The following is a 25,656-nucleotide window of genomic DNA, read 5'->3' as shown; positions in this document are numbered from 1 at the left end:
CGCCATGAACGGGCGAAGTCAGAGCAGGTTCGGTTCCATTTCCAGTTCGACGCCGAAACGCTCGGCGATATCCGCCTGGATGCTTCGTGCCAGCGCCAGCAACTGATTACCGCTGGCCGCGCCATAGTTCACCAACACCAGGGCCTGCAGACGGTGCACACCGGCATCGCCCTCGCGGAAGCCTTTCCAGCCGGCACGATCGATCAGCCAGCCGGCCGCCAGCTTCACCTGGCCATCGGGCTGCGCGAACGCCACCAGATCGGCATGCTCGGCACGCAGGCGGGCGGCCTGCTCGGCGCTCACCAGCGGGTTCTTGAAGAAGCTGCCGGCGTTGCCAAGCACGGCGGGATCGGGCAGTTTCTCGCGGCGAATGGCGCAGACCGCGCGGCTGACGTCCGCTGGCGTCGGCGCACTGACGCCCTGCTCCGCCAGCTTCTGCCGCAACGGGCCGTAATCGAGGTGCAGGGTTGCGGTACGACTCAAGGCGAAACGCACGCGCAGGATCAGCCAGCGCCCGCTTTCGCGCTTGAAGCGGCTGTCCCGGTAACCGAAGGCGCACTCGTCCAGGCTGAATTCGCGCAGTTCGCCGGTCTGCCGATCCAGCGCGGTCAGGCCGGCGAACACGTCCTTGATCTCGACGCCGTAGGCACCGATGTTCTGCATCGGCGCGGCGCCGACCGTGCCGGGAATCAGGCTGAGGTTTTCCAGGCCGGCCAGGCCCATGTCCAGGGTGGCAAGGACGAAGTCGTGCCAGGGTTCGCCGGCCTCCGCCTCGACCAGCACGTGCTGGCCGTCATCGACCAATACACGAATGCCCCGGCTGGCCAGGCGCAGCACCAGCGCATCGATATCGCCTGTCAGCAGCAGGTTGCTGCCGCCGCCGATGGGCAGCAGGGGCAGCCCTTCGTGCGCGGCGATCCGCAACGCCTCGCGCACCTCGTCATCGTCTCGCGCATCGGCGAACAGCCGCGCCCGCACGTCGACGCCAAAGGTATTGAAGGGTTTGAGCGAAACATCGTGCTGCAGCGACAGGCTCACAACTGTGCCCTCAGGTCGGCGAGCAAGGCGGCGCCGGCGCACTCGATGAGGTCGAGCACCCGGTCGAAACCCTCGGCGCCGCCGTAATAGGGATCGGGAACCTCCTGTTCGGCCTGGCCGCAACGGCGCAGGAAAAGGTCCAGTTGCGCCCGCGACGTGGCGGGGCGCAGCGCCTGCAGGTCGCGCAGGTTGCTCCGGTCCATCGCCAGGATCAGGTCGAAACGCTGGAAGTCGGCGACCTCGAACTGGCGGGCGCGGAGATCGTCGAGCACATAGCCTCGCTGCCGGGCCGCGCGCGCGGTACGGCTGTCGGGCGCCTTGCCGACGTGCCAGTCGCCGGTGCCGGCGGAGTCGACCTCGATCTCGTCCTGCAGACCGGCAGCGCGCACCTGATGACGGAACACGCCCTCCGCGGTCGGGGAACGGCAGATATTGCCGAGGCAGACGAACAGCACCTTCACGGCTCAGCCTCCCAGCAGACGGCGAACCCGCTGCAGGTCTTCCGGCGTATCCACCCCGGTGGGCGGCGCCTCCAGCGCATCGCCGACATGGATACGCACCCCGTGCCAGAGCGCACGCAGCTGCTCCAGCGACTCGGCGCTTTCCAGCCAGCAGGGCCCCCAGGCGACGAAGTCGAAGAGGAAACGCGCGCGGTAGGCATAGATGCCGATGTGGCGGCGGTAGGGAATGCCATCCGGCAGCTGCTCGCGGCTGACGGCGAAGGCATCGCGCGCCCAGGGCAGCGGCGCGCGGCTGAAGGTCAGCGCGAGGCCGTCGAGGTCGCTGACGACCTTGACCACGTTGGCATTGAACAGGGACGCGACGTCCTCGATCGGCTCGGCCAGGGTGGCGATGCCGGCCTCGGGATGCGCCGCGAGGTTGCCCGCGACCTGGTCGATGATCACCGGCGGAATCAGCGGTTCGTCGCCCTGCACGTTGACCACGATGGCGTCGTCGGCCAGGCCGAGTTGCGTCGCCACCTCGGCCAGTCGGTCGGTGCCGGAGTTGTGATCGGCGCGGGTCAGCAGCACGTCGGCACCGAACGCGCGACAAGCCGCGACTATGCGCTCATCGTCGGTGGCGATCACCACGCGCCGGGCCGCGCTCTTGCGGGCCTGCTCCCAGACGTGACGGACCATCGGCTTGCCGGCGATCTCCTGCAACGGCTTGCCAGGCAGGCGGCTGGAGGCATAGCGCGCCGGGATGACCACGGTGAAATCGGCAGTCATCTTACTTGTCCAGGCGCTCATCGACGTTGAGGCTGCGCGCTTCGCTCTCCAGCATCACCGGGATGCCGTCGCGGATCGGATAGGCCAGGCCGGCGCCCTTGCTGATCAGCTCGGTCTTGTCCTCGCTGAGCTTCAACGGGCCCTTGCAGACCGGGCAGGCCAGGATGTCGAGCAGTTTTAGGTCCATGGAAAGTTCCTCGGGAGTCAGAGACGTTCGGGTAGCAGGTGCGCCAGTCGGGAATCGAACCAGGCGATGAAGGCGCTGGAAGGCTGCGCTTCGACCGCCAGGTACCACCAGTCCTCGGCGGCGAAGTCACGGCATTTCACCGCGTCCTTTTCGGTCATCAGCAGTGGCAATGCGGGGCTGAACTGCAGCTGCTCCGCCGTGTAGCGGGCGTGATCGGCGAAGGCGTGCTCGATGGGGCGCCAGTTTAGCGCCTCGAGAGTGGCGAAGAAACGCCGGGGGTTGCCGATGCCGGCCAGGGCATGCAACGCCTGCCCCGGCGGAAAATGATCGAGCGGACGGCGCTCGCCGCTGCGCAGGTTGACCAGCGCCGAAGGATGCAACTGCAGGGCGAAACCCTCGGCGCTGTCCTCGCCTGCACCGTTGAACAGCACCGCGTCGACCTCGGCGAGGCGCTCGGCCGGCTCGCGCAGCGGGCCGGCGGGCAGGCAGCGACGGTTGCCGAGACCACGCGCGGCGTCGATCAACACCAGTTCGAGGTCGCGCGCCAGGCGATAATGCTGCAGGCCATCGTCGCAGAGGATCAGGTCGGGCGCTTCGTCGGCCACCAGCGCGCGCACCGCGCGCGCGCGATCGGGGTCGATCACCAGCGCCACGCCGCTGCGCTGGACGATCATCAGCGGCTCGTCGCCCGCCTGTTCGGCGCTCTGCCCGGCACGCACGCGCCAGGGCAGTTGCGGAGGCCGGGCGCCGTAGCCGCGACTGACCACGCCGACGCGCAGGCCGTGCGCGCGGCAGTGCTCGATCAGCCAGAGGATCATCGGCGTCTTGCCGGTGCCCCCCACCGTGACGTTGCCGACCACGATCAAGGGTACCGGCGCCCGGTAGATCGAGCCCTCTCCAGCAAGAAAACGCGCGCGCTTACGCCGCACCACGCCACGGTAGAGCGCCTCCAGCGGACGCAGCAGTGCCAGCGCCGGATGTCCGCGGTACCAGGCGTCGAGCAGGCTATCGCGCAGGACCATCAGGGTTTCGCCGTGGCCTCGACCGTGGTCAGGCGCAGATGGGAGAAGCCGAGCTTGCCGGCGGCATCCATCGCGGTGATGACCGCCTGGTGGGGGGTCTTGCCGTCGGCGCTGATGGTCAGCGGCAGGCTGTTGTCGCCGGCGGATTCCTTCTGCAGCGCGGTCATCAGGCCGTCCAGGTCGTTCTTCAGCAACGCCTGGCCGTTCAGCGCGTAGCTGCCGGTGGCGTCGATGAGGATTTCCAGCTGCTTGAGCTCCGAGGGCGTGGTCTGCTCGCCGCTGACCGCCTCGGGCAAGTCGACCTTGAGGTTGGTCTCGCGGGTGAAGGTGGTGGTGACCACGAAGAACAGCAGCAGGACGAACACGATATCGATCAACGACACCATGTTGAGCTCGATGTTTTCCCGCACGCGACGTCTGCGAAACTTCACGCCTTGCCCTCGTTGAAGTCGACGTCGCGATCACCGTGCACCACCTCGACCAGCTTGATCGCCTCCTGCTCCATGCCGACCACCAGCTCGTCGACGCGACGCACCAGGAAGCGGTGGAAGAACAGCGCCGGGATGGCGACGATCAAGCCCGCCGCGGTGGTCACCAGCGCCTTGCCGATACCACCGGCGAGGCCGGCGGCGTTGGTCTGGCCGGCGGCATTGAAGGCGCTGAAGATCTCGATCATGCCGAGCACGGTACCCAGCAGGCCGAGCAGCGGCGCCATGCCGGCGATGGTGCCGAGGGTGTTGAGGTAGCGTTCCAGCTCGTGGATCACCCGCGAGGCGGCTTCCTCGATGCTTTCCTTCATGATCTCGCGGCCGTGCTTGGAGTTGGCGAGGCCGGCGGCGAGCACTTCACCCAGCGGCGAAGAGGCGCGCAGCTCCTTGAGCCGCAGGCTGCCCAGCTGGCCTTCCTGGATCCAGCGCCAGACCTGCCCGACCAGGTGCGGCGGCGAGACGCGGCTCGCGCGCAGGGTCCAGAGACGTTCGGCAGCGATGGCCAGGGCGACCACGGAGCTGAGGATGATGGGCAGCATAATCCAGCCGCCCGCTTTGACCAGTTCCCACACGGCAACGACCCCCTTCGCGAAAAATGGCGCCACTCTAGCATAGGGTTCCCAAGGCTTGAGCAACTGCGCAACGCGGCGTCTCAAGGCGCGTGTCTGGCGGGGCTTTGCGCGGCCTCGGGAGGAAGCGGGCCGCGCCAGAACCGACGCTGCGCGCGCAGCGGCCAGGCGGGCTCGAAGGCACCCAGTTCGATGCGCAGAGCGCCCTCCTCGACGTTGTCGTGGAGCGCGATGGCGAGCGCCCGGTAACGCGCGACGACCGTCAGATGCGGGTGGCCGAAGGCATTGTGCTGCCCGCGGGAGAACAGCACCGCGCGCGGCTGCACCGCCTGCAGGAAGGCCATCGACGAAGAACTGCGGCTGCCGTGATGCGGCGCCAGCAGCCACTCGGCACGCAGGTCACGGCCGGCATCGATCAACGCGCGCTCGGCCTGGATATCGATGTCGCCGGTGAGCAGCATGCGCTCGCCATTGGCCTCGACCTTCAACACGCAGGACGCCTGGTTGCCCGTCGTCGCCCCACCCCAGCGCCAGGTGCTGAAGCGCACGCCGTCCCACTGCCAACGGGCGCCGTCGACGCACGACCGGGCCTGGAGCGATGCGGGCAAGCGGTCCGGCTCGCCGCTGATGACCTCCGCCGGCGCCAGGCCACGCTGGATCGCCAGGGCGCCGCCGGCATGGTCCGAATCGGCATGGCTGAGCAGCAGCCGGTCGAGCCGGCGCACGCCCAGCTTGGCCAGCGACGGCAGCACCACCCGCTCGCCGAGGTCGAAATCGCCATAGCGCGGGCCGGCGTCGTAGAGCAAGGCGTGGCCGCGCGTGCGAATCAGGACCGAAAGCCCCTGCCCCACGTCGAACTGCCAGACCTCGGCCCGCCCCTCGGGCGGCGCGCCGGACGGTGGAAACAGCATCGGCAACAGCAATGCCAGGCCGAATGCCCGCAACGGCACCCCGCTGGGCAGCAACAACAGGAAGGCGCCGAAGGTGCCGAGCAGCCAGGCCCACAGCGGAACCGCCGTCGGCAGCCAGGCAGGCCACCAGCGCGCCATGGGCGCCAGGATCAGGAACAGCAACTCGAGCAGACCGCCCGCCAGCTGGAACAGCCCTTCGCCCAGCCAGGGAACCGGTAGCAGCAGCGTGCCCAGCAGCGCCGGTGGCAACACGACGAAGCTGACCCAGGGCACCGCGATCAGATTGGCAAGCGCGCCGCTGATGCTGACCGGCAGCCCGAGCGCCAGCAAGCCGGGCAGCAGGCCGATGGTCATCACCCACTGCGCCCGCCCCAGCGTGCACCAGGCGCTCCAGGCACCGAGGCGACCGGCGAAGGTCAGGGCGAGGATCGCCACCGCGCCGAAGGACAGCCAGAAACCCGCCTGCAGGCTGGCGAGCGGCTCGATCAACAGCACCAGATCGAAGGCCAGCAGCAGCGCGGTCCACACGCCGAGGTGGCGAAAACGCAGGCGCCAGACCAGCACCACCGCGAGCATGATGCAGGCACGGCGGATCGGCACCTCGAAGCCGGCCAGCAGCGAGTAGCCGAGCGCCGCGGAGAAACCCAACGCGCAGGCCCAGGGCAGCCAGGGCAGACGCTGCGGCCACAGCCCGTGACGCGCCAGCTGGACGATCAGCCCGTAGACCAGCCCGGCCATCAGGCTGACGTGGCCACCGGAGATCACCATCAGGTGAATCGTTCCGGTGTCCTGCAGCAGTTGCCAGTCGGCGCTGGAAAGGCCGGAGTCGTCGCCCAGCACCAGCGCCGTGAGCCCGCCCTGGCGCCCGAACGCCGGCAATGCCAGCAGCCGTTGTCGCAGGCCATCGCGCCAGGCACCGATGCCCTGGGCCGGCGCCAGGCGCTCGCCGCTCTTCACCGTGCCGGTGGCGCCGATACGCTGGGCCAGCAGCCACGCCTCGTAATCGAAGAATTGCGGATTGACCAGCCCATGCGGGCGCTTCAGGTGCACCGCCAGGCGCCAGCGTTCACCCGCCCGCAGCGCCGGGCCGCCGTACCAGGCCAGGCGCATCCGCTGCGGCAGCCGCACGCGGCGCGATTCGGCCCCCGCCAGCTCGAAGCGCACCACCTCGTCGGACACCGCTGGCAGGCCGACGACCTGTCCTTCCAGCCACAGCGTACGGTCGTCCAGTTCCGGCGCCAGACGATCGTCCAGCGCCAATTGTGCGGACACGCAGGCCCAGGCCAGCCCGAGACAGAACAGCGCCAGACGATGGCGACGAAAGCCCAGCGACAGCAGGCCGATCAGCGCGAGACCGATCAGCCAGGGGGTTTGTGGCAAGACGGGGAGAAAACGCGGAAGCAGCAGCCCCGCGGCGAGCGCAACCATCCCTGTGCGCATGCTGGATCGACTCCGTGATACGGCCGCGGGATGCGGCCAGGCGGGTGAAACGATCCATGCAGGTTAGCCGCGCCCCACGAGCAGGGCGCTGCCGTGGGTCACTCGTACCGCAGCGCTTCGGCGGGCTCCGTGCGCGAGGCGCGCCAGGCCGGATAGAGCGTGGCGAGGAAGCTGAGGATCAGCGCCACCGCGCAGATCAACACCACGTCGGAGACTTCCAGCTTCGAGGGTAACGAGCTGATGAAATACAGGTCGGAGCTGAGGATGCGCATGCCCAGCGCACCTTCGAGCCAGGCGATCAGGCTGCTGATGTTAATGGCGGCGAGCACGCCGAGCACGCCGCCGATCAGCGTGCCGATGCAGCCGATCACGCTGCCCTGGACCATGAAGATCGCCATCACCTGGCGCGGCGTGGCACCGAGGGTGCGCAGGATGGCGATGTCGGCACGCTTGTCGGCGACCACCATGATCAGCGTGGCGATGATGTTGAACGCCGCCACCGCGATGATCAGCATCAGCAGCAGGCCGATCATGGTCTTCTCCATCTTCATCGCGCTGAACAGGCTGCCCTGGGTGTGGGTCCAGTCGTCGGCGCGGTAGCCCTGGCCCAGGCCGCCGGCGATCGCAGTGGACACCTCGGGCGCGCGGTAGAGGTCCTTCAGCGCCAGCCGCACGCTCTGCACCTGGCCCGGCTGCAGGCGCTGGATTTCTCCGGCATCGGCGATGTGCACCAGCGCCAGCGAGCCATCCAGCTCGGCGCCCACCTTGAACAGCCCGACCACGGTGAGCCGCTGCATGCGCGGGCTGATGCCGCCGGGCGCGCTGCTCAGCTCGGGGACGATCAGGGTGACCTTGTCGCCCATGCGCAGGCCGAAACGGCGCGCGGTGATCTCCCCGAGCACCACGCCGAACTGCTCGGCCTTGAGGTCGTCGACGCTGCCCTGGACCATGTGCTGGCCGATGATCGAGACCTTGGGTTCTTCCTGCGGATCGATTCCGTTGACCTGCAACGGCTGCATCGCACCCTTGAAGGAAATCATCCCCTCGAGTTCGGCGAAGGGCACCGCGCCGGTGACTTCTGGGTTCTTCATCGCCGCGTCGGCAACGACCTTCCAGTCGTCCAGCGGCTTGTCGGCGAACAAGGTGGCGTGGGACACCATGCCGAGAATCCGCGAACTCATCTCCTGCTGGAAGCCATTCATCACCGAGAGCACCACGATCATCGCCAGCACGCCGAGCGCCAGGCCGATCATCGAGGTCAAGGAGATGAACGAGATGAAGTGGTTGCGGCGCTTGGCCCGCGTGTAGCGGAGCCCGATGAAGATCGAGAGCGGGCGGAACATCAGGCGGCCACCAGCTTGCCGTCTTCCAGGCGCAGCACGCGGTCCATCTGCTGCGCCAGTTGCAGGTCGTGGGTAACGACCAGGAAGGCGGTCTGCGAGGAGCGGCTGAGCTCCAGCATCATCTCCTGGATGCCGTGGGCGGTGTGGTTGTCGAGGTTGCCGGTGGGCTCGTCGAGCAGCACCAGCGCCGGATTGTTGACCAGCGCCCGGGCGATGGCCACGCGCTGGCGCTCGCCGCCGGACAGCTCGGCCGGCTTGTGCTCGAGGCGATGGGCGAGGCCGACGCGCTCGAGCAGCGTGGTAGAGCGCTGGCGCGCTTCGGCAATGGAGGTCTTGCCGATCAGCAGCGGCATGCAGACGTTCTCCAGTGCAGTGAACTCCGGCAGCAGGTGGTGGAACTGGTAGACGAAGCCCAGCGCGCGGTTGCGCAGCAGGCCGCGCGCCTTCTCGTTCAGCGCGGACAGTTCCTCGCCGGCCAGCCAGACGCTGCCCTGGCTCGGCGTATCCAGCCCGCCGAGCAGGTTGAGCAGCGTGCTCTTGCCGGAACCGGAGGTGCCGACGATGGCGATGCGCTCACCCGGATGCAGCTCCAGCTGCACACCGGCCAGCACGTCGACCGCCACCGGGCCCTGTTCGTAACGCTTGCCCAGGTTGCGGCAACTCAGGACTGCCTTATCACTCATAACGCAAAGCCTCCGCTGGTTGGGTGCGCGAGGCACGCCAGGCCGGATAAAGGGTGGCGAGAAAACTCAGGACCAGCGCGGCGGAGCAGACCAGGACGACGTCCTCGGCCATCAGCCGCGAGGGCAGGTAATCGATGAAATACACCTCGGCGCTGAGGAATTTGTGCCCCAGCAGCCGCTCGAGGCCGGCGATCATCGCGCTGACGTTGAGCGCCGCGAGGATGCCGAGCACCGCGCCGATCAGCGTGCCGACCACGCCGATCACGGTGCCCTGGACCATGAAGATCGCCATGATCTGCCGCGGCGTGGCGCCCAGGGTGCGCAGGATGGCGATGTCCGACTTCTTGTCGGTCACCACCATCACCAGCGTGGAAATGATGTTGAACGCGGCGACCGCGACGATCAGCAACAGCAACAGGCCGATCATCGCCTTCTCCATGCCGATGGCCTGGTAGAGGTTGCCGTGGGTGCGCGTCCAGTCGCGAGCGTAGTAATCCGGGCCGAGCCTGTTGGCGAGCTGGTAGGCCACGCGCGGCGCCTGGAACAGGTCGTGCAACTTGAGGCGCACGCCCTGCACCTGGTCCGGTTTCCAGCGCTTGAGGCGCGCGGCGGCGTCCAGGTGGGTCAGCGCCAGGTAGCCGTCCAGCTCGCCGGCGCCGACGTGGAAGATCCCGACCACGGTGAAGCGCTTCATCCGCGGGAACATCCCGGCCGGCGTCACCGCGACTTCCGGGGCGACGAAGGTCAACTTGTCACCGATGTCGACACCGAGCTTCTGCGCCGCGCGATCGCCGATGACGATGCCGAAGCCGCCCGACTGCAGGGCGTCGAGGTTGCCTTTTCCCGGCAGGAAGAACTGGTCGATGATCGAAACCCGATGCTCGAACTGCGGGTCGACCGCATCGATCAGCACCTTCTGCACCTGGCCGTTGTTGGTCAGCAGGCCCTGCATCTGGGTGAACGGCGCCACCGCGGCGACCTGCGGATTGGCCTCCGCGAGCGTAGCCAGCGCGTGCCAGTCGGGAATCGGTTGCGGGGATTCGAGGGTCGCGTGCGGCACCATGCCGAGCACGCGGGTGCGCATCTCGTAGTCGAAACCGTTCATCACCGACAGCACCACGATCATCACCAGCACGCCAAGGGCGAGCCCGATCATCGAGGTCAGGGAAATGAAGGAAACGAAATGGTTGCGCCGCTTGGCCCGCGTGTAGCGCGCGCCGATGAAGATTGACAGGGGTCTGAACATGTCGGGGGCTTGTTCGCTGGAAAGGGAACGTCCATCAAGTGACGAAACGAACGCGGACGAAGTGTGCAGGCAAACGACGCAGTGCAGAGGCTGGAGGTGTTACGTCATGTTGAATGCGTGCGCCGTGTGACAACGGCACTCCCCTGTCCGGTTCCCGTACGCCGCGAATGCAAGGTACGAAATGCGGCTTTTGACAGCCGATGTAGCAGGGCACGATGCGCGGCCTTACACTCAGCCAATCACTGCTGCCATGGGACCGCCATGCCGCCCTCAGACACCGATGATCGCCGCGAATACTACCGTATCGACGACACGATCGCATTGGAATTTCACCTTCTGTCGGGCGCCGAAGCCCAGACCCGGGAGGCGTTGCACGACGCCTCGCCGCTGTTCAACCTGCTCAGCGACCTGCACCTGGCGGACTTCGAATCGCAACAGTTGCTGCGCCACATCGGCGAGCGCGACCGCACCCTGGCCAACTACCTCAAGGTGATCAACAAGCGCATCGACCTGCTCGGCCAGGCGCTGGCGCAGAATCTCCTGCGTGACGTCGGCTCACCGAAGCAGGTGAGCCTGTCCGAGGGCGGCATCGGCTTCGACAATCCGCGGGAAATCCCGGTGGGCAGGCAGCTGGCGATCAAGATGGTGTTGATGCCCCAGGCGCTTGGCCTGCTGCTGCGCGCCGAAGTGATCCATTGCCAGGAAAAGGCCGACGGGCAATTCGAGATCGGCACCGAGTTCGAAGGGCTCACCGAAGCCCAGCGCCAGTTGCTCGCCCGGCACATCCTGCAGAAGCAGGCACTGGACCGGCGCCAGGCGCTGCAACGCCCCAGTACCGACGCATGAAGCGCGCGCTTCTGCTGATCGCCCTGCTCTGTGCGGGCGGGTTGCGTGCCCAGACCCTCGAAATCCCCCTCGGGGAACAGGGTCGGGCGGACCTCGCCCTGCCCGCCCGCGGCGATTCGCAACGCGCCGTGCTGGAACGCTTCGGCCTGGCCGACGAGGAGCACCCGGCCGTCGGCCGACCGCCGATCACCCGCTGGGACTATCGCGAGTTCTCCGTTTACTTCGAAAGCGGCCGGGTGATCGACAGCGTCCGTCACCACCAGCCCCACAACCTCAAGGAATGACCTCTTGACCCTGATCTACGGCCATCGCGGCGCCAAGGGCGAAGCCCCCGAGAACACCCTCGCCGGCTTCCAGAAATGCCTGGAGCACGGCGTGCGCCGCTGCGAACTGGACCTGCACCTGTCGCGCGACGGCGAGCTGATGGTGATCCACGACCCGACCCTGAAACGCACCACCGGCCGCCGCGGCAAGGTGGTCGAACACGACGCCGACGAGTTGGTCGACTACGACGCGCGCCAGGGCGGTCCGGGCTGGCTGCAGCCGGCGCCGATTCCGCGACTGGCCGAGCTGTTCGAGAAATGCCCGTTCGAGCACTGGCAGCTGGAGGTCAAGAGCGCTTCGCGGGTGCGCGCGGCGCGTACCGTGCTGGCGATCCAGGAACTCGCTACGCGCCATGGCCTGATCGACAAGGTCACCGTCACCTCCAGCTCACGCGAAGTGTTGCGCGCCCTCAACCGCCTGACGCCGGAAATCTCCCGCGGCCTGGTGGCCGAGTACAACTGGCTCGATCCGCTGAAAGTCGCCAAGCAGCATGGCTGCAGCCTGCTCGCGCTGAACTGGACGCTGTGTACCCCCGAGCGGCTGCAGAAGGCGCAGAAACAAGGCCTGCACGTCTCGGTATGGACGGTGAACGAACCGGCCCTGATGCGCCGTCTCGCCGACTTCGGCGTCGACAGCATCATCACCGACTTCCCGGGCACGGCGGTTTCGACGCTGCAGCGTTGATTACGAGTGGTGGGCTGAAGCCCACCCTACAGGGGGTACGCCGTAGGGTGGGCTTCAGCCCACCAGCCCCCCCTAAAGACCCCATCCCCCGGCCATAAAAAAACCGATCCTCGCGGATCGGTTCTCTCGGCCTGTTCAGAAACTTTCCCGATTCGGCCATTGCCACGTGCGGGAGTCGCCGAAGGGATTCTCCCCGGCCGGCTCAGGCCACCGGCCGGAGTTGCTCAAAAAAGCCGGTTGAGCCCGTCGAACGCCGCGACCCGGTAGGCTTCGGCCATGGTCGGGTAGTTGAAGGTGGTGTTGACGAAGTACTTCAGGGTGTTCGCCTCGCCCTGCTGGTTCATGATCGCCTGGCCGATGTGGACGATTTCCGAGGCCTGATAACCGAAGCAGTGCACGCCGAGGATCGCCAGCGTCTCGCGGTGGAAGAGAATCTTCAGCATGCCCACCGGCTCGACGGCGATCTGCGCGCGCGCCATGCCCTTGAAGAAGGCCTTGCCGACCTCGTAGGGAATCTTCGCCTGGGTCAACTCACGCTCCGTCTTACCCAGCGAGCTGATCTCCGGAATCGTGTAGATGCCGGTCGGCACATCGTCGACATGCCGCCAGCTGTCGTTTTCGACGATGCTCCCCGACGCCGAGCGGCCCTGGTCGTAGGCGGCGCTGGCCAACGCCGGCCAGCCGATCACGTCGCCCGCGGCATAGACGTTGGAGGCGCTGGTGCGGTAGTGCTCGTCGACGTCGATCTGCCCGCGGCTGTTGACCTTCACGCCGATGTTCTGCAGGCCGAGACGGTCGGTGTTGCCGGTCCGCCCGTTGCACCAGAGCAAGGCGTCGGCCTTGATCTTCTTGCCGGACTTCAGGTGCAGGATCACCCCGTTGTCCAGCCCCTCGATGCGCTCGTACTCCTCGTTATGGCGTATCAACACGTTGTTGTTGCGCAGGTGATAACTCAGCGCATCGGAGATTTCGTCGTCGAGGAAGCTGAGCAACTGGTCGCGGTTGTCGATCAGGTCGACCAGCACGCCAAGCCCGCTGAAGATCGAGGCGTATTCGCTGCCGATCACCCCGGCGCCGTAGATGATCAACCGCCGCGGCGTATGGTTCAGTTGCAGGATGGTGTCGCTGTCGTAGACCCGCGGGTGGCTGAAGTCGATGTCCACCGGACGATAGGGTCGCGAGCCGGTGGCGATGACGATCTGCTTGGCCACCAGCCTTTCCACCACGCCGTTCAGGCAGACCACTTCGACGGTCTGCTCGTCGGCGAAGCTGGCGGTGCCGAAGAAGGTGTCGATGCGGTTGCGCGCGTAGTAGCCGGTGCGCGAGGCGACCTGCTTGGCGATGACGCGCTCGGCGTCCTTGAGCACATCGGGGAAAGAGAACCAGCGCGGTTCGCCGATCTGGCGAAAGATCGGGTTGGTATTGAACTGCATGATCTGCCGGACGGAGTGACGCAGCGCCTTGGAGGGTATGGTGCCGAGGTGGGTACAGTTGCCGCCGACCAGGGGACGATCATCGATCACCGCGACCTTGCGCCCTGCCTTCGAAGCGTTCATCGCCGCGCCTTCACCCGCGGGGCCGGAACCCAGTACCACCACGTCGTAGCTGTAGACCGCCATATTTACTCCTTGAACGAGTCGGAACGCGTCACGCCTCCCGACAGGGTCGCGGCGCCAGGGGCTACCGCTTCTTTCGATGCCCGCTCCCCCGGCGACCACATCGCATGCCCGCTGGCAGCAGGTTCACGAGCGTCAGGCTGGAACGTAGGCGAATCGATTCGCGCAGCACATTAGCGCTTGGTGGCGTCGTAGGCGAGCTTCGCGTCCACTACATCGTCGGCACCGCGGTTGACCTCTTCGCAGATCTGCCGGTCACCGCCACAGATCGAACACTCTTTCTCGATACCTAGCGCGGCGATGCCGCCGCAGGAGCCTGCGAGCGGCTTGCGCCCGGCCATCACGCCGATCGCCATACCGCCCACGACCAGCAACATGACAGTGAATGCAGCGAGCCAGATCATGGTTCGTCCCCCTGCTCCACCAGCAAACGATCGAAGGCGGAGCTGCTATGAGTAACGAAGCCGTCACCCTGGTGAGTCACGAAGAACGCGGCGATCTGCTCGCGCTCGGCGAAAGCGGCGCCGGCTTCGGGACCGAGCACCATGAGCAGGGTAGACAAGCCGTCGGCACGCAATGCTGCACGGTCGATGACGGTCACCGCGGCCAGCGAATGGCGAATCGGTGCCGCGCTGCGGGGGTCCATGGTGTGCGAGTAGCGCTGGCCGTCCTGTTCGAAGTAGTTGCGGTAGTCCCCGGAGGTGGAAACGCCGTAACCATCCAGCGCAAGGATCTTCTGCGCGACCCGGGCATCGGTCTGCGGCGCCTCGATCGCGATGCGCCAGGGCGAGCCGTCAGGTTTGCGACCAACCGCCTTGAGTTCGCCGGTGGCCTCCACCAGGTAACTCTTCACACCAAGCTGCTGCAACCGCGCGGCGATACGGTCCACCGCATAACCGGCGGCGATGCTATTGAAGTCGACCTGGATCGGGCCGTCCTTGCACAACCGGTCATCCCGGATGCTCAGCCGCTGGTGGCCGAACTGCGCACGCACCGCCTGCAGCTCATCGGCGCTCGGCACCCGGTCACCCTTCGCCCGCGGGCCGAACCCCCACAGGTTGAGCAAGGGCTCCACGGTCAGGTCGAAGGCACCGTCGCTGGCTTGGGACAGCGTCTCGCCAAAGCGCACCAATTGGAGTACGTCGTCCGGCATCTTCTGGCAGGTGCCAGCCGGTGCATCGTTGAACCGCTCGATGTCCGAGTCGTCACGGTAGGTCGACATGTGCCGATCGACGTCGGCGAGGATGGTTTCGACCTGCGGCTGCAACTCCTGCACCGAGGGCATGCCGCTGCCGCGCACGTACTTCACCGAGTAGGTGCTGCCCATGGTCGGCCCGCCGAAACTCTCCAGCGAGTCGCCACAGCCGGCGAGCGCCGTGCTCAGCACCAGCAGAACGGCCAGACGCAGCGGCGATCTAGCCACCGAAGTCGTCCAGCAGGATGTTCTCGCGCTCGACACCCAGCTCGGTCAGCATCTTGATCACCGCGGCGTTCATCATCGGCGGGCCGCACATATAGAACTCGCAGTCCTCGGGGGCCGGATGGTCCTTGAGGTACTGCTCGTACAGCACGTTGTGGATGAAGCCGGTGTAGCCACTCCAGTTATCCTCGGGCTGCGGATCGGAAAGCGCCAGGTGCCAGGTGAAGTTCTCATTCTCCTCCTGCAGCCGGTCGTACTCCTCCACGTAGAACGCCTCGCGTAGCGAGCGCGCGCCGTACCAGAAGCTGATCTTGCGCTTGCTGCCCAAGCGCTTGAGCTGGTCGAAGATGTGCGAACGCATCGGCGCCATGCCGGCACCACCGCCGATGAAGACCATCTCGGCCTCGGTGTCCTTGGCGAAGAACTCGCCGAAGGGCCCGTAGACCGTGACCTTGTCGCCCGGCTTGAGGTTGAACACCCAGGACGACATCTGCCCCGGAGCAATGCCCTGCTTGCCTGGAGGCGGAGAAGCGATACGGATGTTGAACTTGACGATGCCCTTCTCGTCCGGGTAGTTGGCCATGGAATAGGCGCGGATCACCGGTTCCTCGACCCTCGACACGTGCTGCCACTGGTTGAAGCGATCCCAGTCGCCGCGATATTCCGGCTGAACGTCGAAGTCCGTGTAGGAAACCTCGTGCGGCGGACACTCCAGTTGCACGTAGCCGCCGGCGCGGAAGTCGACGCTCTCGCCCTCGGGCAGGCGCAAGGTCAGTTCCTTGATGAAGGTGGCGACGTTGGGATTGGACTCGACGGTGCACTCCCACTTCTTCACGCCGAAGACCTCTTCCGAGACCTCGATGCTCATGTCCTGCTTGACGGGCGTCTGGCACGACAGGCGCCAGCCTTCTCGGGCCTGGCGCTTGGAGAAATGCGACTCCTCGGTGGGCAGCATCTCGCCACCGCCGGACTCGACGATGCACTTGCACTGGGCACAGGTGCCGCCGCCGCCACAGGCCGACGAGAGGAAGATATTGTTCGCCGCCAGGGTCTGCAGCAGCTTTCCGCCGGCCGGCACGGTGATGGTGCGCTCGCCGTTGATCTGGATGCTGACGTCGCCGCTGGACACCAGCTTGGCACGGGCCATCAGGATCACCGCCACCAGCGACAGGACGATGGCGGTGAACATGCCGATGGCGAGGAAAATCTCGTAATTCATCTGTGCGTCCCTTCCGTTACAGCTGCACGCCGGAGAACGACATGAAACCCAGCGACATCAGGCCGATGGTGATGAAGGTGATACCCAGCCCCTGCAACCCCTCCGGCACATCGCTGTACTTGAGCTTCTCGCGGATACCGGCGAGCAGCGCGATGGCGAGCGCCCACGACAACCCGGAGCCCACGCCGTAGACGGTGCTTTCGGCGAGGTTGTAGTCACGTTCGACCATGAACAGCGAGCCGGCCATGATCGCGCAGTTCACCGTGATCAGCGGCAGGAACACGCCGAGCGCGTTGTAGAGCGAGGGCACGTACTTGTCCAGGAGCATCTCGAGGATCTGCACGATGGCGGCGATCACGCCGATGTAGCTGAGCAACCCGAGGAAGCTGAGGTCCACCTCCGGGAGCCCGGCCCAGGCAAGCGCGCCATCCTTGAGCAGATAGGTGTAGATCAGGTTGTTCGCCGGCACGGTGATGGTCTGCACCAGCACCACGGCGATACCCAGGCCGATGGCGGTTTCCACTTTCTTCGAGATGGCGATGAAGGTGCACATGCCGAGAAAGAAGGCCAGTGCCATGTTCTCGACGAAGATCGAACGCACCAGCAGGCTGACGTAATGTTCCATCAGTATGCCTCCTCGCGGGAAACCTGCGGCGCGATGCGGTAGCTCGGCGCCTCGCGCTGTTCCTTCTTCCAGCTACGCAGCGCCCAGATGATCAGCCCGATCAGGAAGAACGCCGACGGCGGTAGCAGCAGCAGGCCGTTGGGCTGATACCAGCCGCCGTCCTTGACCAGCGGGATGATCTCGATACCGAGCAGCTTGCCGGCGCCGAACAGCTCACGAACGACGCCTAGCACGATGAGCATCGCGCTGTAGCCCAGGCCGTTACCGATGCCGTCGAAGAACGACAGCAGCGGCGGGTTGGCCATGGCGAAGGCTTCGGCGCGGCCCATCACGATGCAGTTGGTAATGATCAGCCCGACGAACACCGAAAGCTGCTTGGCCAGGCTGAAGGCATAGGCCTTGAGGACCTGGTCGACCACGATCACCAGCGAGGCGATGATCACCATCTGCACGATCATGCGGATCGAACTGGGAATCTGACGGCGGATCATCGAGATGAACAGGTTGGAAAAACCGGTCACAAGCGTCAATGCGACGGACATTACCAACGCCGTCTTCAGGTTCGAGGTGACCGCCAGAGCCGAGCAGATACCGAGGATCTGCAGGCCGATCGGGTTGTTGTTGAAGACGGGATTAAGCAGGACTTCTTTTATTGTCGGCTGCGCCACGATCAGGCCTCCCCGGCTTTAAGGTTGGTGATGAATGGGCCGAACCCGTTCTTGCCGAGCCAGAAATGTACGAGGTTGTTCACCCCGTTGCTGGTCAGGGTTGCGCCGGCAAGAGCGTCGACTTGGTGAGTGGCATTGGGACTCTGCGGGTCCACGCCGCCTTTGATGACCTGGATGGCCAGCTTGCCGTCCTCGTCGTAGAGTGTCTTGCCCGTCCATTGGGCACGCCATTTCGGGTTGTCCACCTCCCCGCCGAGGCCCGGCGTTTCGCCATGCTGATAGAAACCGAGGCCCACCAGCGTATCGAGATCGCCCTTGACCGCCATGAAGCCATACAGCGTCGACCACAGGCCATAACCGCGCACCGGCAGCACCAGCGTGTTCAGCTTGCCCCCGTCTTCCACCAGGTACACGGTGCTGTAGCGCTCCCGCCGCTTGATCGAAGCGATGTCCGCCGCGCCTTCCAGCGCCTCGGATTCCTGCGGGTCCTTCGCTGCCTTCAGCGGATCGTAGGTGGCAGGGTCCTTCTCGTCGGTGAAGTGCCCGGTTTCCAGATCCACCACCCGTGGGCGGATACGCTCGGCGAACAGCGCCTTGACCTCATTAGCCGACATGCCCGCCCGGCCAAGCCCGGCGATGGCAAGGATGCTGCGCTGCTTGTCTAGCTGGCGGTTTTCCACCTGGGTCGGGCGCAGCGCCACCGCTGCGCCAGCGACGAACACCGAGCAGACGAGGCACACCAGCACCGCCACGAGCAGTGTCCGCAGCGTAGATTCCTTCTGACTAGACATTACGTGCCAGCCTCCGCTTGATGTTGGCCTGCACGACGAAGTGGTCGATCAGCGGCGCACACAGGTTGGCGAACAGGATCGCCAGCATCATGCCTTCGGGGAAGGCCGGGTTGACCACGCGAATCAGCACCACCATCAGGCCGATCACCGCGCCGAAGATCCACTTGCCGGTGTTGGTCATGGACGCCGAAACCGGGTCGGTCGCCATGAAGATCATGCCGAAGGCGAAACCGCCGATCACCAGATGCCAGTACCAGGGCATGGCGAACATCGGGTTGGTCGCCGAACCGATGGCGTTGAACAGCAGACTGGTGGCAATCATCCCGATCATCACGCCGGCGACGATACGCCAGGCGGCGATGCGCGTGATCAACAGCACCGCGCCGCCGATGAGGATCGCCAGGGTGCTGGTCTCGCCGATCGAACCCTGCATGAAGCCGAGGAAGGCATCGCTCCAGGACAGGTTGCCAGCGAATTGCTCGACTCCACCGCTCGCCGCCTGGCTCAGCGCCGTGGCCCCGGCGAAGCCGTCCACCGCCGTCCACACCGCATCCCCGGACATCTGCGCCGGATAGGCGAAGAACAGAAAGGCACGCCCCGTCAGGGCCGGGTTCAGGAAGTTCTTGCCGGTGCCGCCGAACACCTCCTTGCCCAGCACCACACCGAAGCTGATGCCCAGCGCCACCTGCCAGAGCGGAATGCTCGGCGGCAGGATCAGCGCGAACAGGATCGAGGTGACGAAGAACCCTTCATTGACCTCATGGCCACGCATCGAGGCGAACAGCACCTCCCAGAAGCCGCCAACGATGAAGGTCACCGCGTAAATCGGCAGGAAATACACCGCGCCCTGGATGATGTTGTCCCACAGGCTGGCGGGGTCGAAGCCAGCCAGGCTGCCGATCAGGCCGAAACGCCAGCCCTCCTGGGCGGCGAGCAGCTCAGGGCTGGCGGCGTAGATGCGGTTGGCCTGGAAGCCGAGGTTCCACATGCCGAACAGCATCGCCGGGAAGGTGCAGGCCCAGACGATGATCATCATGCGCTTGAGGTCGATGCCGTCGCGCACGTGGGACGTGCCACGGGTAACGCTGGCCGGGCTGTAGAAGAATGTGTCGACCGCTTCATAGAGCGCGTACCACTTCTCGTACTTGCCGCCTTTTTCGAAGTTGTGCTCGATCTTGTCGAGGAATGCGCGGATACCCATGAGGTCAGCCCTCCTTCTCGATGCGTGCCAGATTATCCCGCAGAATCGGGCCGTACTCGTACTTGCCGGCGCAGACGTAGCTGCACAGGGCCAGGTCTTCCTCGTCCAGCTCCAGGCAGCCAAGCTTCTGTGCCATCTCGGTATCACCGACGATCAACGAACGCAGCAACTGGGTCGCGAGGATGTCCAGCGGCATCACCTGTTCGTAGTTGCCTACCGGCACCATCGCCCGCGCGCTACCGTTGGTCGAAGTGGTGAACGTGAATTTGCCACTCTTGAACAACCGCGAAACGAACATATTCAACACCGAATGGCGATCACGGCCCGGACGCAGGTAATGCAGCAGCTCGCGCTGATGCCCTTCGGCCAGGCAACTGATCTGCTGGTGATAGCGGCCGAGAAAGGCGAAGGCGCCGTGGGCCGTGCGCCCGCCAAACACCGAACCGGAGATCACCCGGCTGACACCAGGAAGCAGCTCGCCAGCGGTCAGCTCGTCGAGGTTTGCGCCCAGGCGGGTCCGCAGCAACCGCGGCTGCTCCACGGCAGGCCCGCCCAGCGCCACCACGCGCTCCGTCCACAGGCGGCCCTCGACGAACAGCTTGCCGATGGCAATGACGTCCTGATAGCCCAGACTCCAGACGCTCTTCGTACTGCTCACCGGGTCGAGGAAGTGGATATGCGTGCCGGCCAGTCCGGCCGGGTGCGGACCGGCGAACGCCTCTCCACGCACGCCGGGCAGGCTCTCGCCGGGCAACTCGGCACCCGGACGTTTGCACAGATGGACGCCGGCGAGACGGGTCAGAACGGTCAGACCATTGGCGAACGCCTCGGGCTGCTCGCCGATCACCAGCAGCGGGTCAGCAGCCAGCGGATGGGTGTCGATGGCAGTGACGAAGATCGAGTGCGGCGTCGCGTCGACTGCCGGCACCTTGCTGTACGGGCGAGTTCGCAATGCCGTCCACAAACCGGACCGCTGCAGGAGGCGACGCACCTCGGCGGACTCCAGCTGCCCGAGCCGCTCCGCCGGACAGGCCTCGAACCGCACTGCGTCGTCGCCGTCGACGTCGATCACCACCGACTGAAGAACGCGCTTCTCACCACGATGGATGGCGCTGACCACACCGGCTGCCGGGGCGGTGAAGCTCACGCCAGGCGACGCCTTGTCCGAAAACAGGACCTGGCCGAGTTGAACCCGGTCCCCTACCTGAACAGCCATGCTTGGCTTCATACCGTGATAGTCCGGACCTATCACCGCGACACTGCGTATCGGCCTGGCAGGCTCGATGCGCTGTGCTGGCGCGCCACTGATAGGCAGCTCCAACCCTTTCTTTATCGTAATCATGGGAGGCCTGAATTCCATTTTTTTCAAAGTATTACACGCATCTCGGCGCATGCTCTAGAGCACGGCGAACTCCTGATGGGCGATCACCCCAATTGAGTTTCCGCAGTAAAAAAGCGCTCGATGATAGCTTCGCTCTAACAAAGATGCGGGGAAGAAATGCTACAAAAGCCACCGAATGATACTTTTGCGCGTGCCAGCGAGGGCGAAAAACGGCGCCGGAGGCCATTCCGGCTGCACCAAATGCAAAACGGGAGCCAAGGCTCCCGTTTTGTATCAGGCAAGGTGCTGTATCAGCGCGGGAACGCCGGCGGGTTGACCCCGGCAATGTCTTCCATCACGCGAACGACCTGGCAGCTGTAGCCGAACTCGTTGTCGTACCAGACGTACAGGACGACACGGTTGTCGCTGCAGATGGTGGCTTCGGCATCGACCACGCCGGCGTAGCGCGAACCGACGAAGTCGGTGGAAACCACTTCCGGCGAATTGACGAAGTCGATCTGGTTGTGCAGATCCGAATACAGCGCCATGTAGCGCAGGTACTCGTTCATCTCTTCGCGGCTGGTGCCCTTCTCCAGGTTCAGGTTGAGGATCGCCATGGAGACGTTCGGCGTCGGCACGCGGATCGCGTTGCCGGTCAGCTTGCCAGCGAGTTCCGGCAGCGCCTTGGCCGCAGCGGTGGCGGCGCCGGTCTCGGTGATCACCATGTTCAGCGCGGCGCTGCGACCACGGCGGTTGCCCTTGTGGAAGTTGTCGATCAGGTTCTGGTCGTTGGTGTACGAGTGAACCGTTTCGACGTGGCCGTTGACGATGCCGAACTTGTCGTTGACCGCCTTGAGCACCGGCACGATGGCGTTGGTGGTGCAGGACGCCGCGGAGACGATCTTGTCTTCGTCGGTGATCTGGCCATGGTTGATGCCATGGACGACGTTCTTCAGCTTGCCTTTGCCTGGTGCGGTGAGCACCACGCGGTCCACGCCCGGGCACTTGAGGTGCTGGGACAGGCCTTCGGCATCGCGCCATTTGCCGGTGTTGTCGACCAGCAGCGCGTCCTGGATGCCATAGGCGGTGTAGTCGACGGTCGAGGGATCGTTGGAGTAGATCACCTTGATCAGGTTGCCGTTGACGTTGAGCGTGTTGTTCTCTTCGTCGACGATGATGGTGCCGTAGAACGAGCCGTGCACGGAGTCGCGGCGCAGCAGGCTGGCGCGCTTGGCGAGGTCGTTTTCGGCGCCCTTGCGAACGACGATGGCGCGCAGGCGCAGGCCTTCGCCGCCGCCAGTCTTCTCGACCAGGATGCGTGCCAGCAGACGACCGATGCGGCCGAAGCCGTAGAGGACCACGTCCTTGCCCTTGTGCGGGGTTTCGTTCTGCTTGCCGATGACATCGGCGAGTTCTTCGCGGACGAACTGCTCGACGCTGCGGTCGCCTTTGCCGTCCTTGAATTTCGCGGCCATCTTGCCCAGATCGACCGAAGCGGCGCCCAGCTTGAGCTCGCTCATGGTCTTCAGGATCGGGAAGGTGTCATGGACCGAGAGTTCGGTCTCGTCTGCCTGGCGGTGGCGCGTGAAGCGATGCGCCTTGAGGATCTCGATGACCGAACGGTTGATCAGGCTGCGGCCATAGATGGAGATCACCACATTGTTGTTGCGGTAGAGCTGGCCGATCAGCGGAATCATGGTTTCCGCAAGAGCCTCACGATCGATCCATTCACCAAGACACTGGTCGGGCTTCTGATTCACGGGCAGTACCTTCCATATGTAGGGGCTGTAAAAAGGGGCTACATTATGCCGACGCTCAGATCGGCCGGCAATCGCAGCGACCATGACACTGACAGCCGTCGCCCCGGATAGTTACAATCCCTGCGCTCAACTTTCTCTCCGGAGCCAAGACCCCACGTGCCTGTATTGCGCCTCCCGCTTCTCCCGTCCGCCGCCGGCAAGCAGTACTGGGGCAACCTGCCTGGTGCCGCGCTCTCCCTGGCCATCGCCGAGGCCGCCAGCGCCGCCAAACGTTTCACCCTGCTGCTGACGAACGACAGCCAGAGCGCCGAACGCCTGCAGGAGGAACTGCGCTTCTTCGCCCCGCAACTGCCGGTGCTGCACTTTCCCGACTGGGAAACCCTGCCCTACGACCTGTTCTCGCCGCACCAGGACATCATTTCCCAGCGCATCGCCGCGCTCTATCGCCTGCCCGAGTTGCAGCACGGCGTCCTGGTAGTACCGATCACCACGGCCCTACATCGGCTCGCGCCCACGCGCTTCCTGCTCGGCACCAGCCTGGTGATGGACGTCGGCCAGAAGCTCGACGTCGAGATGCTGCGCGCGCGCCTCGAAGCCGCCGGCTATCGCTACGTCGACACCGTCTACGAGCACGGCGAGTTCACCGTGCGCGGCGCGCTGATCGACCTGTTTCCGATGGGCAGCTCGCTGCCCTACCGCATCGACCTGTTCGACGACGAGATCGAGACGCTGCGTACCTTCGATCCGGAGACCCAGCGCTCGATCGACAAGGTCGAGTCGATCCGCCTGCTGCCGGCGCGCGAATTCCCGCTGGACAAGAAGGCGGTGACCGACTTCCGCGGTCGCTTCCGCGAGCGCTTCGACGTCGACTTCCGCCGCTGCCCGATCTATCAGGACCTGGCCAGCGGCATCACCCCGGCCGGCATCGAGTACTACATCCCGCTGTTCTTCGAGGAAACCGCGACGCTGTTCGACTACCTGCCGCAGGACACCCAGGTGTTCTCGCTGCCGGGCATCGAGCAGGCCGCCGAGCAGTTCTGGAACGACGTGCGCAACCGCTACGAGGACCGCCGCGTCGACCCGGAGCGCCCGTTGCTGCCGCCGGCCGACGTATTTCTGCCGGTGGAGGATTGCTTCGCCCGCCTGAAGAACTGGCCGCGGGTGGTCGCCGGCCAGCAGGACCTGGAAACCGGTGTCGGCCGCGAGCGCTTCCCCGCATCCGCCCTGCCCGACCTGGCCATCGAGGCCAAGGCCAGCGAGCCGCTGGGCGCGTTGCGGCGCTTCCTCGACGAATTCTCCGGCCGCGTGCTGTTCACCGCCGAGACCGCCGGGCGCCGCGAGGTGCTGCTGGAGCTGCTCGCGCGGCTCAAGCTGAAACCGCAGCAGGTCGAGGGCTGGGCCGATTTCGTCGCCGGCGAGGAGCGCCTGGCGATCGCCATCGCGCCGCTGGACGAAGGCCTGCTGCTGGAGACGCCGGCGCTCGCGCTGGTCGCCGAAAGCCCGCTGTTCGGCCAGCGGATCATGCAGCGCCGGCGCCGCGACAAGCGGCAGCACGATGGCGACAACGTCATCAAGAACCTCACCGAACTGCGCGAGGGTGCGCCGGTCGTGCACATCGACCACGGCGTCGGCCGCTACCTCGGCCTGATCACCCTGGAGATTGAGGGCCAGGCCGCGGAATTCCTCGCCCTGCAGTACGCCGAGGAAGCCAAGCTCTACGTGCCGGTCGCCAGCCTGCACTTGATCGCCCGCTACACCGGCAGCGACGATGCCCTGGCGCCGTTGCACCGGCTCGGTTCGGAAACCTGGCAGAAGGCCAAGCGCAAGGCCGCCGAGCAGGTCCGCGACGTTGCTGCCGAACTGCTCGACATCTATGCCCGCCGCGCCGCCCGCGAAGGTTACGCATTCGACGATCCGAAGATGGATTACGAAACCTTCAGCGCCGGCTTCCCCTTCGAGGAGACGCCCGACCAGCAGACTGCCATCGAGGCGGTGCGCGAGGACATGCTGGCGCCCAAGCCGATGGATCGACTGGTCTGTGGCGACGTCGGCTTCGGCAAGACCGAAGTGGCCATGCGCGCCGCCTTCATCGCCGTGCACAGCGGCCGTCAGGTGGCGGTTCTGGTGCCCACCACCCTGCTCGCCCAGCAGCACTACAACAGCTTCCGCGACCGCTTCGCCGACTGGCCGGTGAAGGTCGAGGTGATGAGCCGCTTCAAGTCGGCCAAGGAGGTCGGCGAGGCCGTGCAGCAGTTGGGCGAAGGCCAGGTGGACATCGTCATTGGCACGCACAAGCTGCTGTCCGAGGACGTCAAGTTCAAGAACCTCGGCCTAGTGATCATCGACGAGGAACACCGTTTCGGCGTCCGCCAGAAGGAACAGCTCAAGGCGCTGCGCAGCGAGGTGGACATCCTCACCCTCACCGCCACGCCGATCCCGCGCACGCTGAATATGGCGGTGGCCGGGATGCGCGACCTGTCGATCATCGCCACGCCGCCCGCGCGCCGGCTCTCGGTGCGGACCTTCGTCATGGAGCAGAACAAGCCGACGATCAAGGAAGCGCTGCTGCGCGAGCTGCTGCGTGGCGGCCAGGTCTACTACCTGCACAACGACGTGAAGACCATCGAGAAGTGCGCCGCCGACCTGGCCGAACTGGTGCCCGAGGCGCGCATCGGCATCGGCCACGGGCAGATGCACGAGCGCGAGCTGGAACAGGTGATGGGCGACTTCTATCACAAGCGCTTCAACGTGCTGGTGGCCTCGACCATCATCGAGACCGGCATCGACGTGCCCAATGCCAACACCATCATCATCGAGCGCGCCGACAAGTTCGGCCTGGCCCAGCTGCACCAGTTGCGCGGGCGCGTCGGGCGCAGCCATCACCAGGCCTACGCCTATCTGCTCACGCCGCCGCGCAAGCAGATGACCGACGATGCGCAGAAGCGCCTCGAAGCCATCGCCAACGCCCAGGACCTCGGCGCCGGCTTCGTCCTGGCGACCCATGACCTGGAAATCCGCGGCGCCG

At 65.6% G+C, this 25,656-nt stretch carries 25 protein-coding genes; 4 read left to right on the top strand and 21 right to left on the bottom strand.

The features are described from left to right. Positions 1-18: 18 nt before the first annotated feature. From murB to B3E91_RS01965, 11 genes are all read right to left on the bottom strand, one after another. Positions 19-1,038, bottom strand: coding sequence for a UDP-N-acetylmuramate dehydrogenase (gene murB / locus B3E91_RS02015; RefSeq protein ID WP_273233058.1), 1,020 nt, complete (start codon positions 1,036-1,038; stop codon positions 19-21). Then, entirely contained in the window at positions 1,035-1,499 is a 465-nt protein-coding gene (locus B3E91_RS02010; RefSeq protein ID WP_287028145.1) for a low molecular weight protein-tyrosine-phosphatase, read from the bottom strand. Before B3E91_RS02010 ends, murB begins: the two co-directional genes overlap by 4 nt. Positions 1,500-1,502: 3 nt before the next feature. Further along, the gene (kdsB, locus tag B3E91_RS02005; RefSeq protein WP_287028144.1) at positions 1,503-2,267 is read right to left on the bottom strand and encodes a 3-deoxy-manno-octulosonate cytidylyltransferase; all 765 of its coding nucleotides are present in this window, start codon (positions 2,265-2,267) and stop codon (positions 1,503-1,505) included. A gap of 1 nt (position 2,268) precedes the next feature. Beyond that, entirely contained in the window at positions 2,269-2,454 is a 186-nt protein-coding gene (locus B3E91_RS02000) for a Trm112 family protein (protein ID WP_090231271.1), read from the bottom strand. Between the two features lie 17 nt (positions 2,455-2,471). Then, entirely contained in the window at positions 2,472-3,476 is a 1,005-nt protein-coding gene (lpxK, locus tag B3E91_RS01995; protein WP_287028142.1) for a tetraacyldisaccharide 4'-kinase, read from the bottom strand. Further along, on the bottom strand, positions 3,476-3,907 hold the full coding sequence (locus B3E91_RS01990; protein WP_273233053.1) for an ExbD/TolR family protein: 432 nt from the start codon (positions 3,905-3,907) through the stop codon (positions 3,476-3,478). The genes lpxK and B3E91_RS01990 overlap by 1 nt, the downstream gene beginning before the upstream one ends. Next, a complete protein-coding gene (locus B3E91_RS01985; RefSeq protein ID WP_287028141.1) occupies positions 3,904-4,536 on the bottom strand; it encodes a MotA/TolQ/ExbB proton channel family protein in 633 nt (210 codons plus the stop codon). Before B3E91_RS01985 ends, B3E91_RS01990 begins: the two co-directional genes overlap by 4 nt. An 80-nt stretch (positions 4,537-4,616) precedes the next feature. Continuing rightward, positions 4,617-6,884 carry a DNA internalization-related competence protein ComEC/Rec2 gene (locus B3E91_RS01980; RefSeq protein WP_287028140.1) on the bottom strand — a complete coding sequence of 756 codons (2,268 nt, stop codon included), beginning with the start codon at positions 6,882-6,884 and terminating at the stop codon, positions 4,617-4,619. A gap of 98 nt (positions 6,885-6,982) precedes the next feature. Continuing rightward, positions 6,983-8,227 (bottom strand): lipoprotein-releasing ABC transporter permease subunit, encoded by a 1,245-nt coding sequence (locus tag B3E91_RS01975; RefSeq protein WP_287028139.1) that lies wholly within the window; start codon positions 8,225-8,227, stop codon positions 6,983-6,985. Further along, positions 8,227-8,910: a lipoprotein-releasing ABC transporter ATP-binding protein LolD gene (gene lolD / locus B3E91_RS01970; RefSeq protein ID WP_287028138.1), complete on the bottom strand. Its 684-nt coding sequence runs from the start codon at positions 8,908-8,910 to the stop codon at positions 8,227-8,229. Before lolD ends, B3E91_RS01975 begins: the two co-directional genes overlap by 1 nt. Further along, positions 8,903-10,156 carry a lipoprotein-releasing ABC transporter permease subunit gene (locus tag B3E91_RS01965; RefSeq protein ID WP_287028137.1) on the bottom strand — a complete coding sequence of 418 codons (1,254 nt, stop codon included), beginning with the start codon at positions 10,154-10,156 and terminating at the stop codon, positions 8,903-8,905. The genes lolD and B3E91_RS01965 overlap by 8 nt, the downstream gene beginning before the upstream one ends. 261 nt (positions 10,157-10,417) lie before the next feature. Here B3E91_RS01965 and B3E91_RS01960 point away from each other — a divergent pair, with 261 nt between their 5' ends. Genes B3E91_RS01960 through B3E91_RS01950 form a run of 3 tightly spaced genes read left to right on the top strand, consistent with a single transcriptional unit; the run spans position 10,418 to position 12,010 of the window. Then, positions 10,418-11,002 (top strand): PilZ domain-containing protein, encoded by a 585-nt coding sequence (locus B3E91_RS01960; protein WP_273233042.1) that lies wholly within the window; start codon positions 10,418-10,420, stop codon positions 11,000-11,002. Continuing rightward, positions 10,999-11,286, top strand: coding sequence for a phosphodiesterase (locus B3E91_RS01955; RefSeq protein ID WP_090231280.1), 288 nt, complete (start codon positions 10,999-11,001; stop codon positions 11,284-11,286). Before B3E91_RS01960 ends, B3E91_RS01955 begins: the two co-directional genes overlap by 4 nt. 4 nt (positions 11,287-11,290) lie before the next feature. Further along, the gene (locus B3E91_RS01950; protein ID WP_273233041.1) at positions 11,291-12,010 is read left to right on the top strand and encodes a glycerophosphodiester phosphodiesterase; all 720 of its coding nucleotides are present in this window, start codon (positions 11,291-11,293) and stop codon (positions 12,008-12,010) included. A 224-nt stretch (positions 12,011-12,234) separates the two neighbouring features. On the opposite strand, the gene sthA is transcribed toward B3E91_RS01950, so the two are convergent. The 10 genes from sthA to B3E91_RS01900 form a co-directional block, all read right to left on the bottom strand. Next, on the bottom strand, positions 12,235-13,629 hold the full coding sequence (gene sthA, locus B3E91_RS01945; RefSeq protein ID WP_273233040.1) for a Si-specific NAD(P)(+) transhydrogenase: 1,395 nt from the start codon (positions 13,627-13,629) through the stop codon (positions 12,235-12,237). Between the two features lie 170 nt (positions 13,630-13,799). Next, positions 13,800-14,030 carry a (Na+)-NQR maturation NqrM gene (gene nqrM / locus B3E91_RS01940; protein ID WP_273233039.1) on the bottom strand — a complete coding sequence of 77 codons (231 nt, stop codon included), beginning with the start codon at positions 14,028-14,030 and terminating at the stop codon, positions 13,800-13,802. Then, on the bottom strand, positions 14,027-15,049 hold the full coding sequence (locus B3E91_RS01935) for an FAD:protein FMN transferase (RefSeq protein WP_273233038.1): 1,023 nt from the start codon (positions 15,047-15,049) through the stop codon (positions 14,027-14,029). The genes nqrM and B3E91_RS01935 overlap by 4 nt, the downstream gene beginning before the upstream one ends. Then, on the bottom strand, positions 15,042-16,265 hold the full coding sequence (gene nqrF / locus B3E91_RS01930; RefSeq protein ID WP_273233037.1) for an NADH:ubiquinone reductase (Na(+)-transporting) subunit F: 1,224 nt from the start codon (positions 16,263-16,265) through the stop codon (positions 15,042-15,044). Before nqrF ends, B3E91_RS01935 begins: the two co-directional genes overlap by 8 nt. 16 nt (positions 16,266-16,281) lie before the next feature. Continuing rightward, entirely contained in the window at positions 16,282-16,890 is a 609-nt protein-coding gene (gene nqrE, locus B3E91_RS01925) for an NADH:ubiquinone reductase (Na(+)-transporting) subunit E (protein WP_273233035.1), read from the bottom strand. Continuing rightward, positions 16,890-17,564, bottom strand: a complete 675-nt coding sequence (locus tag B3E91_RS01920) for an NADH:ubiquinone reductase (Na(+)-transporting) subunit D (RefSeq protein WP_273233138.1) — start codon at positions 17,562-17,564, stop codon at positions 16,890-16,892. Before B3E91_RS01920 ends, nqrE begins: the two co-directional genes overlap by 1 nt. Beyond that, positions 17,561-18,349, bottom strand: a complete 789-nt coding sequence (locus tag B3E91_RS01915; protein WP_273233033.1) for a Na(+)-translocating NADH-quinone reductase subunit C — start codon at positions 18,347-18,349, stop codon at positions 17,561-17,563. The genes B3E91_RS01920 and B3E91_RS01915 overlap by 4 nt, the downstream gene beginning before the upstream one ends. Beyond that, a complete protein-coding gene (locus B3E91_RS01910) occupies positions 18,342-19,550 on the bottom strand; it encodes an NADH:ubiquinone reductase (Na(+)-transporting) subunit B (RefSeq protein ID WP_287028136.1) in 1,209 nt (402 codons plus the stop codon). Before B3E91_RS01910 ends, B3E91_RS01915 begins: the two co-directional genes overlap by 8 nt. A gap of 4 nt (positions 19,551-19,554) precedes the next feature. Beyond that, positions 19,555-20,892, bottom strand: a complete 1,338-nt coding sequence (locus B3E91_RS01905) for a Na(+)-translocating NADH-quinone reductase subunit A (protein ID WP_287028175.1) — start codon at positions 20,890-20,892, stop codon at positions 19,555-19,557. Positions 20,893-21,182: 290 nt separating this feature from the next. Continuing rightward, positions 21,183-22,631: a glyceraldehyde-3-phosphate dehydrogenase gene (locus tag B3E91_RS01900; protein WP_273233028.1), complete on the bottom strand. Its 1,449-nt coding sequence runs from the start codon at positions 22,629-22,631 to the stop codon at positions 21,183-21,185. Positions 22,632-22,787: 156 nt separating this feature from the next. Here B3E91_RS01900 and mfd point away from each other — a divergent pair. After that, positions 22,788-25,656, top strand: a 2,869-nt coding sequence (gene mfd, locus B3E91_RS01895; RefSeq protein ID WP_287028134.1) for a transcription-repair coupling factor, incomplete at its 3' end; no start/stop codon positions are given.

Source organism: Pseudomonas sp. UBA6310, from assembly GCF_002438225.1.
Classification (GTDB): domain Bacteria; phylum Pseudomonadota; class Gammaproteobacteria; order Pseudomonadales; family Pseudomonadaceae; genus Pseudomonas_O; species Pseudomonas_O kuykendallii.
Note: the sequence above shows the minus strand (reverse complement) of the source record. Positions and strands in the feature narration are given on the sequence as shown.

Bases quoted from the DNA above. Each gene is read 5' to 3' on its own strand.
- B3E91_RS01905 (WP_287028175.1), bottom strand. From the start codon at position 20,892: ATGATTACGATAAAGAAAGGGTTGGAGCTGCCTATCAGTGGCGCGCCA.
- B3E91_RS01965 (WP_287028137.1), bottom strand. From the start codon at position 10,156: ATGTTCAGACCCCTGTCAATCTTCATCGGCGCGCGCTACACGCGGGCC.
- B3E91_RS01980 (WP_287028140.1), bottom strand. From the start codon at position 6,884: ATGCGCACAGGGATGGTTGCGCTCGCCGCGGGGCTGCTGCTTCCGCGT.
- nqrF (WP_273233037.1), bottom strand. From the start codon at position 16,265: ATGAATTACGAGATTTTCCTCGCCATCGGCATGTTCACCGCCATCGTC.
- nqrE (WP_273233035.1), bottom strand. From the start codon at position 16,890: ATGGAACATTACGTCAGCCTGCTGGTGCGTTCGATCTTCGTCGAGAAC.
- nqrM (WP_273233039.1), bottom strand. From the start codon at position 14,030: ATGATCTGGCTCGCTGCATTCACTGTCATGTTGCTGGTCGTGGGCGGT.
- B3E91_RS01910 (WP_287028136.1), bottom strand. From the start codon at position 19,550: ATGGGTATCCGCGCATTCCTCGACAAGATCGAGCACAACTTCGAAAAA.
- sthA (WP_273233040.1), bottom strand. From the start codon at position 13,629: ATGGCGGTCTACAGCTACGACGTGGTGGTACTGGGTTCCGGCCCCGCG.
- lolD (WP_287028138.1), bottom strand. From the start codon at position 8,910: ATGAGTGATAAGGCAGTCCTGAGTTGCCGCAACCTGGGCAAGCGTTAC.
- B3E91_RS01960 (WP_273233042.1), top strand. From the start codon at position 10,418: ATGCCGCCCTCAGACACCGATGATCGCCGCGAATACTACCGTATCGAC.
- B3E91_RS01915 (WP_273233033.1), bottom strand. From the start codon at position 18,349: ATGTCTAGTCAGAAGGAATCTACGCTGCGGACACTGCTCGTGGCGGTG.
- lpxK (WP_287028142.1), bottom strand. From the start codon at position 3,476: ATGGTCCTGCGCGATAGCCTGCTCGACGCCTGGTACCGCGGACATCCG.
- B3E91_RS02000 (WP_090231271.1), bottom strand. From the start codon at position 2,454: ATGGACCTAAAACTGCTCGACATCCTGGCCTGCCCGGTCTGCAAGGGC.
- B3E91_RS01955 (WP_090231280.1), top strand. From the start codon at position 10,999: ATGAAGCGCGCGCTTCTGCTGATCGCCCTGCTCTGTGCGGGCGGGTTG.
- B3E91_RS01975 (WP_287028139.1), bottom strand. From the start codon at position 8,227: ATGTTCCGCCCGCTCTCGATCTTCATCGGGCTCCGCTACACGCGGGCC.
- kdsB (WP_287028144.1), bottom strand. From the start codon at position 2,267: ATGACTGCCGATTTCACCGTGGTCATCCCGGCGCGCTATGCCTCCAGC.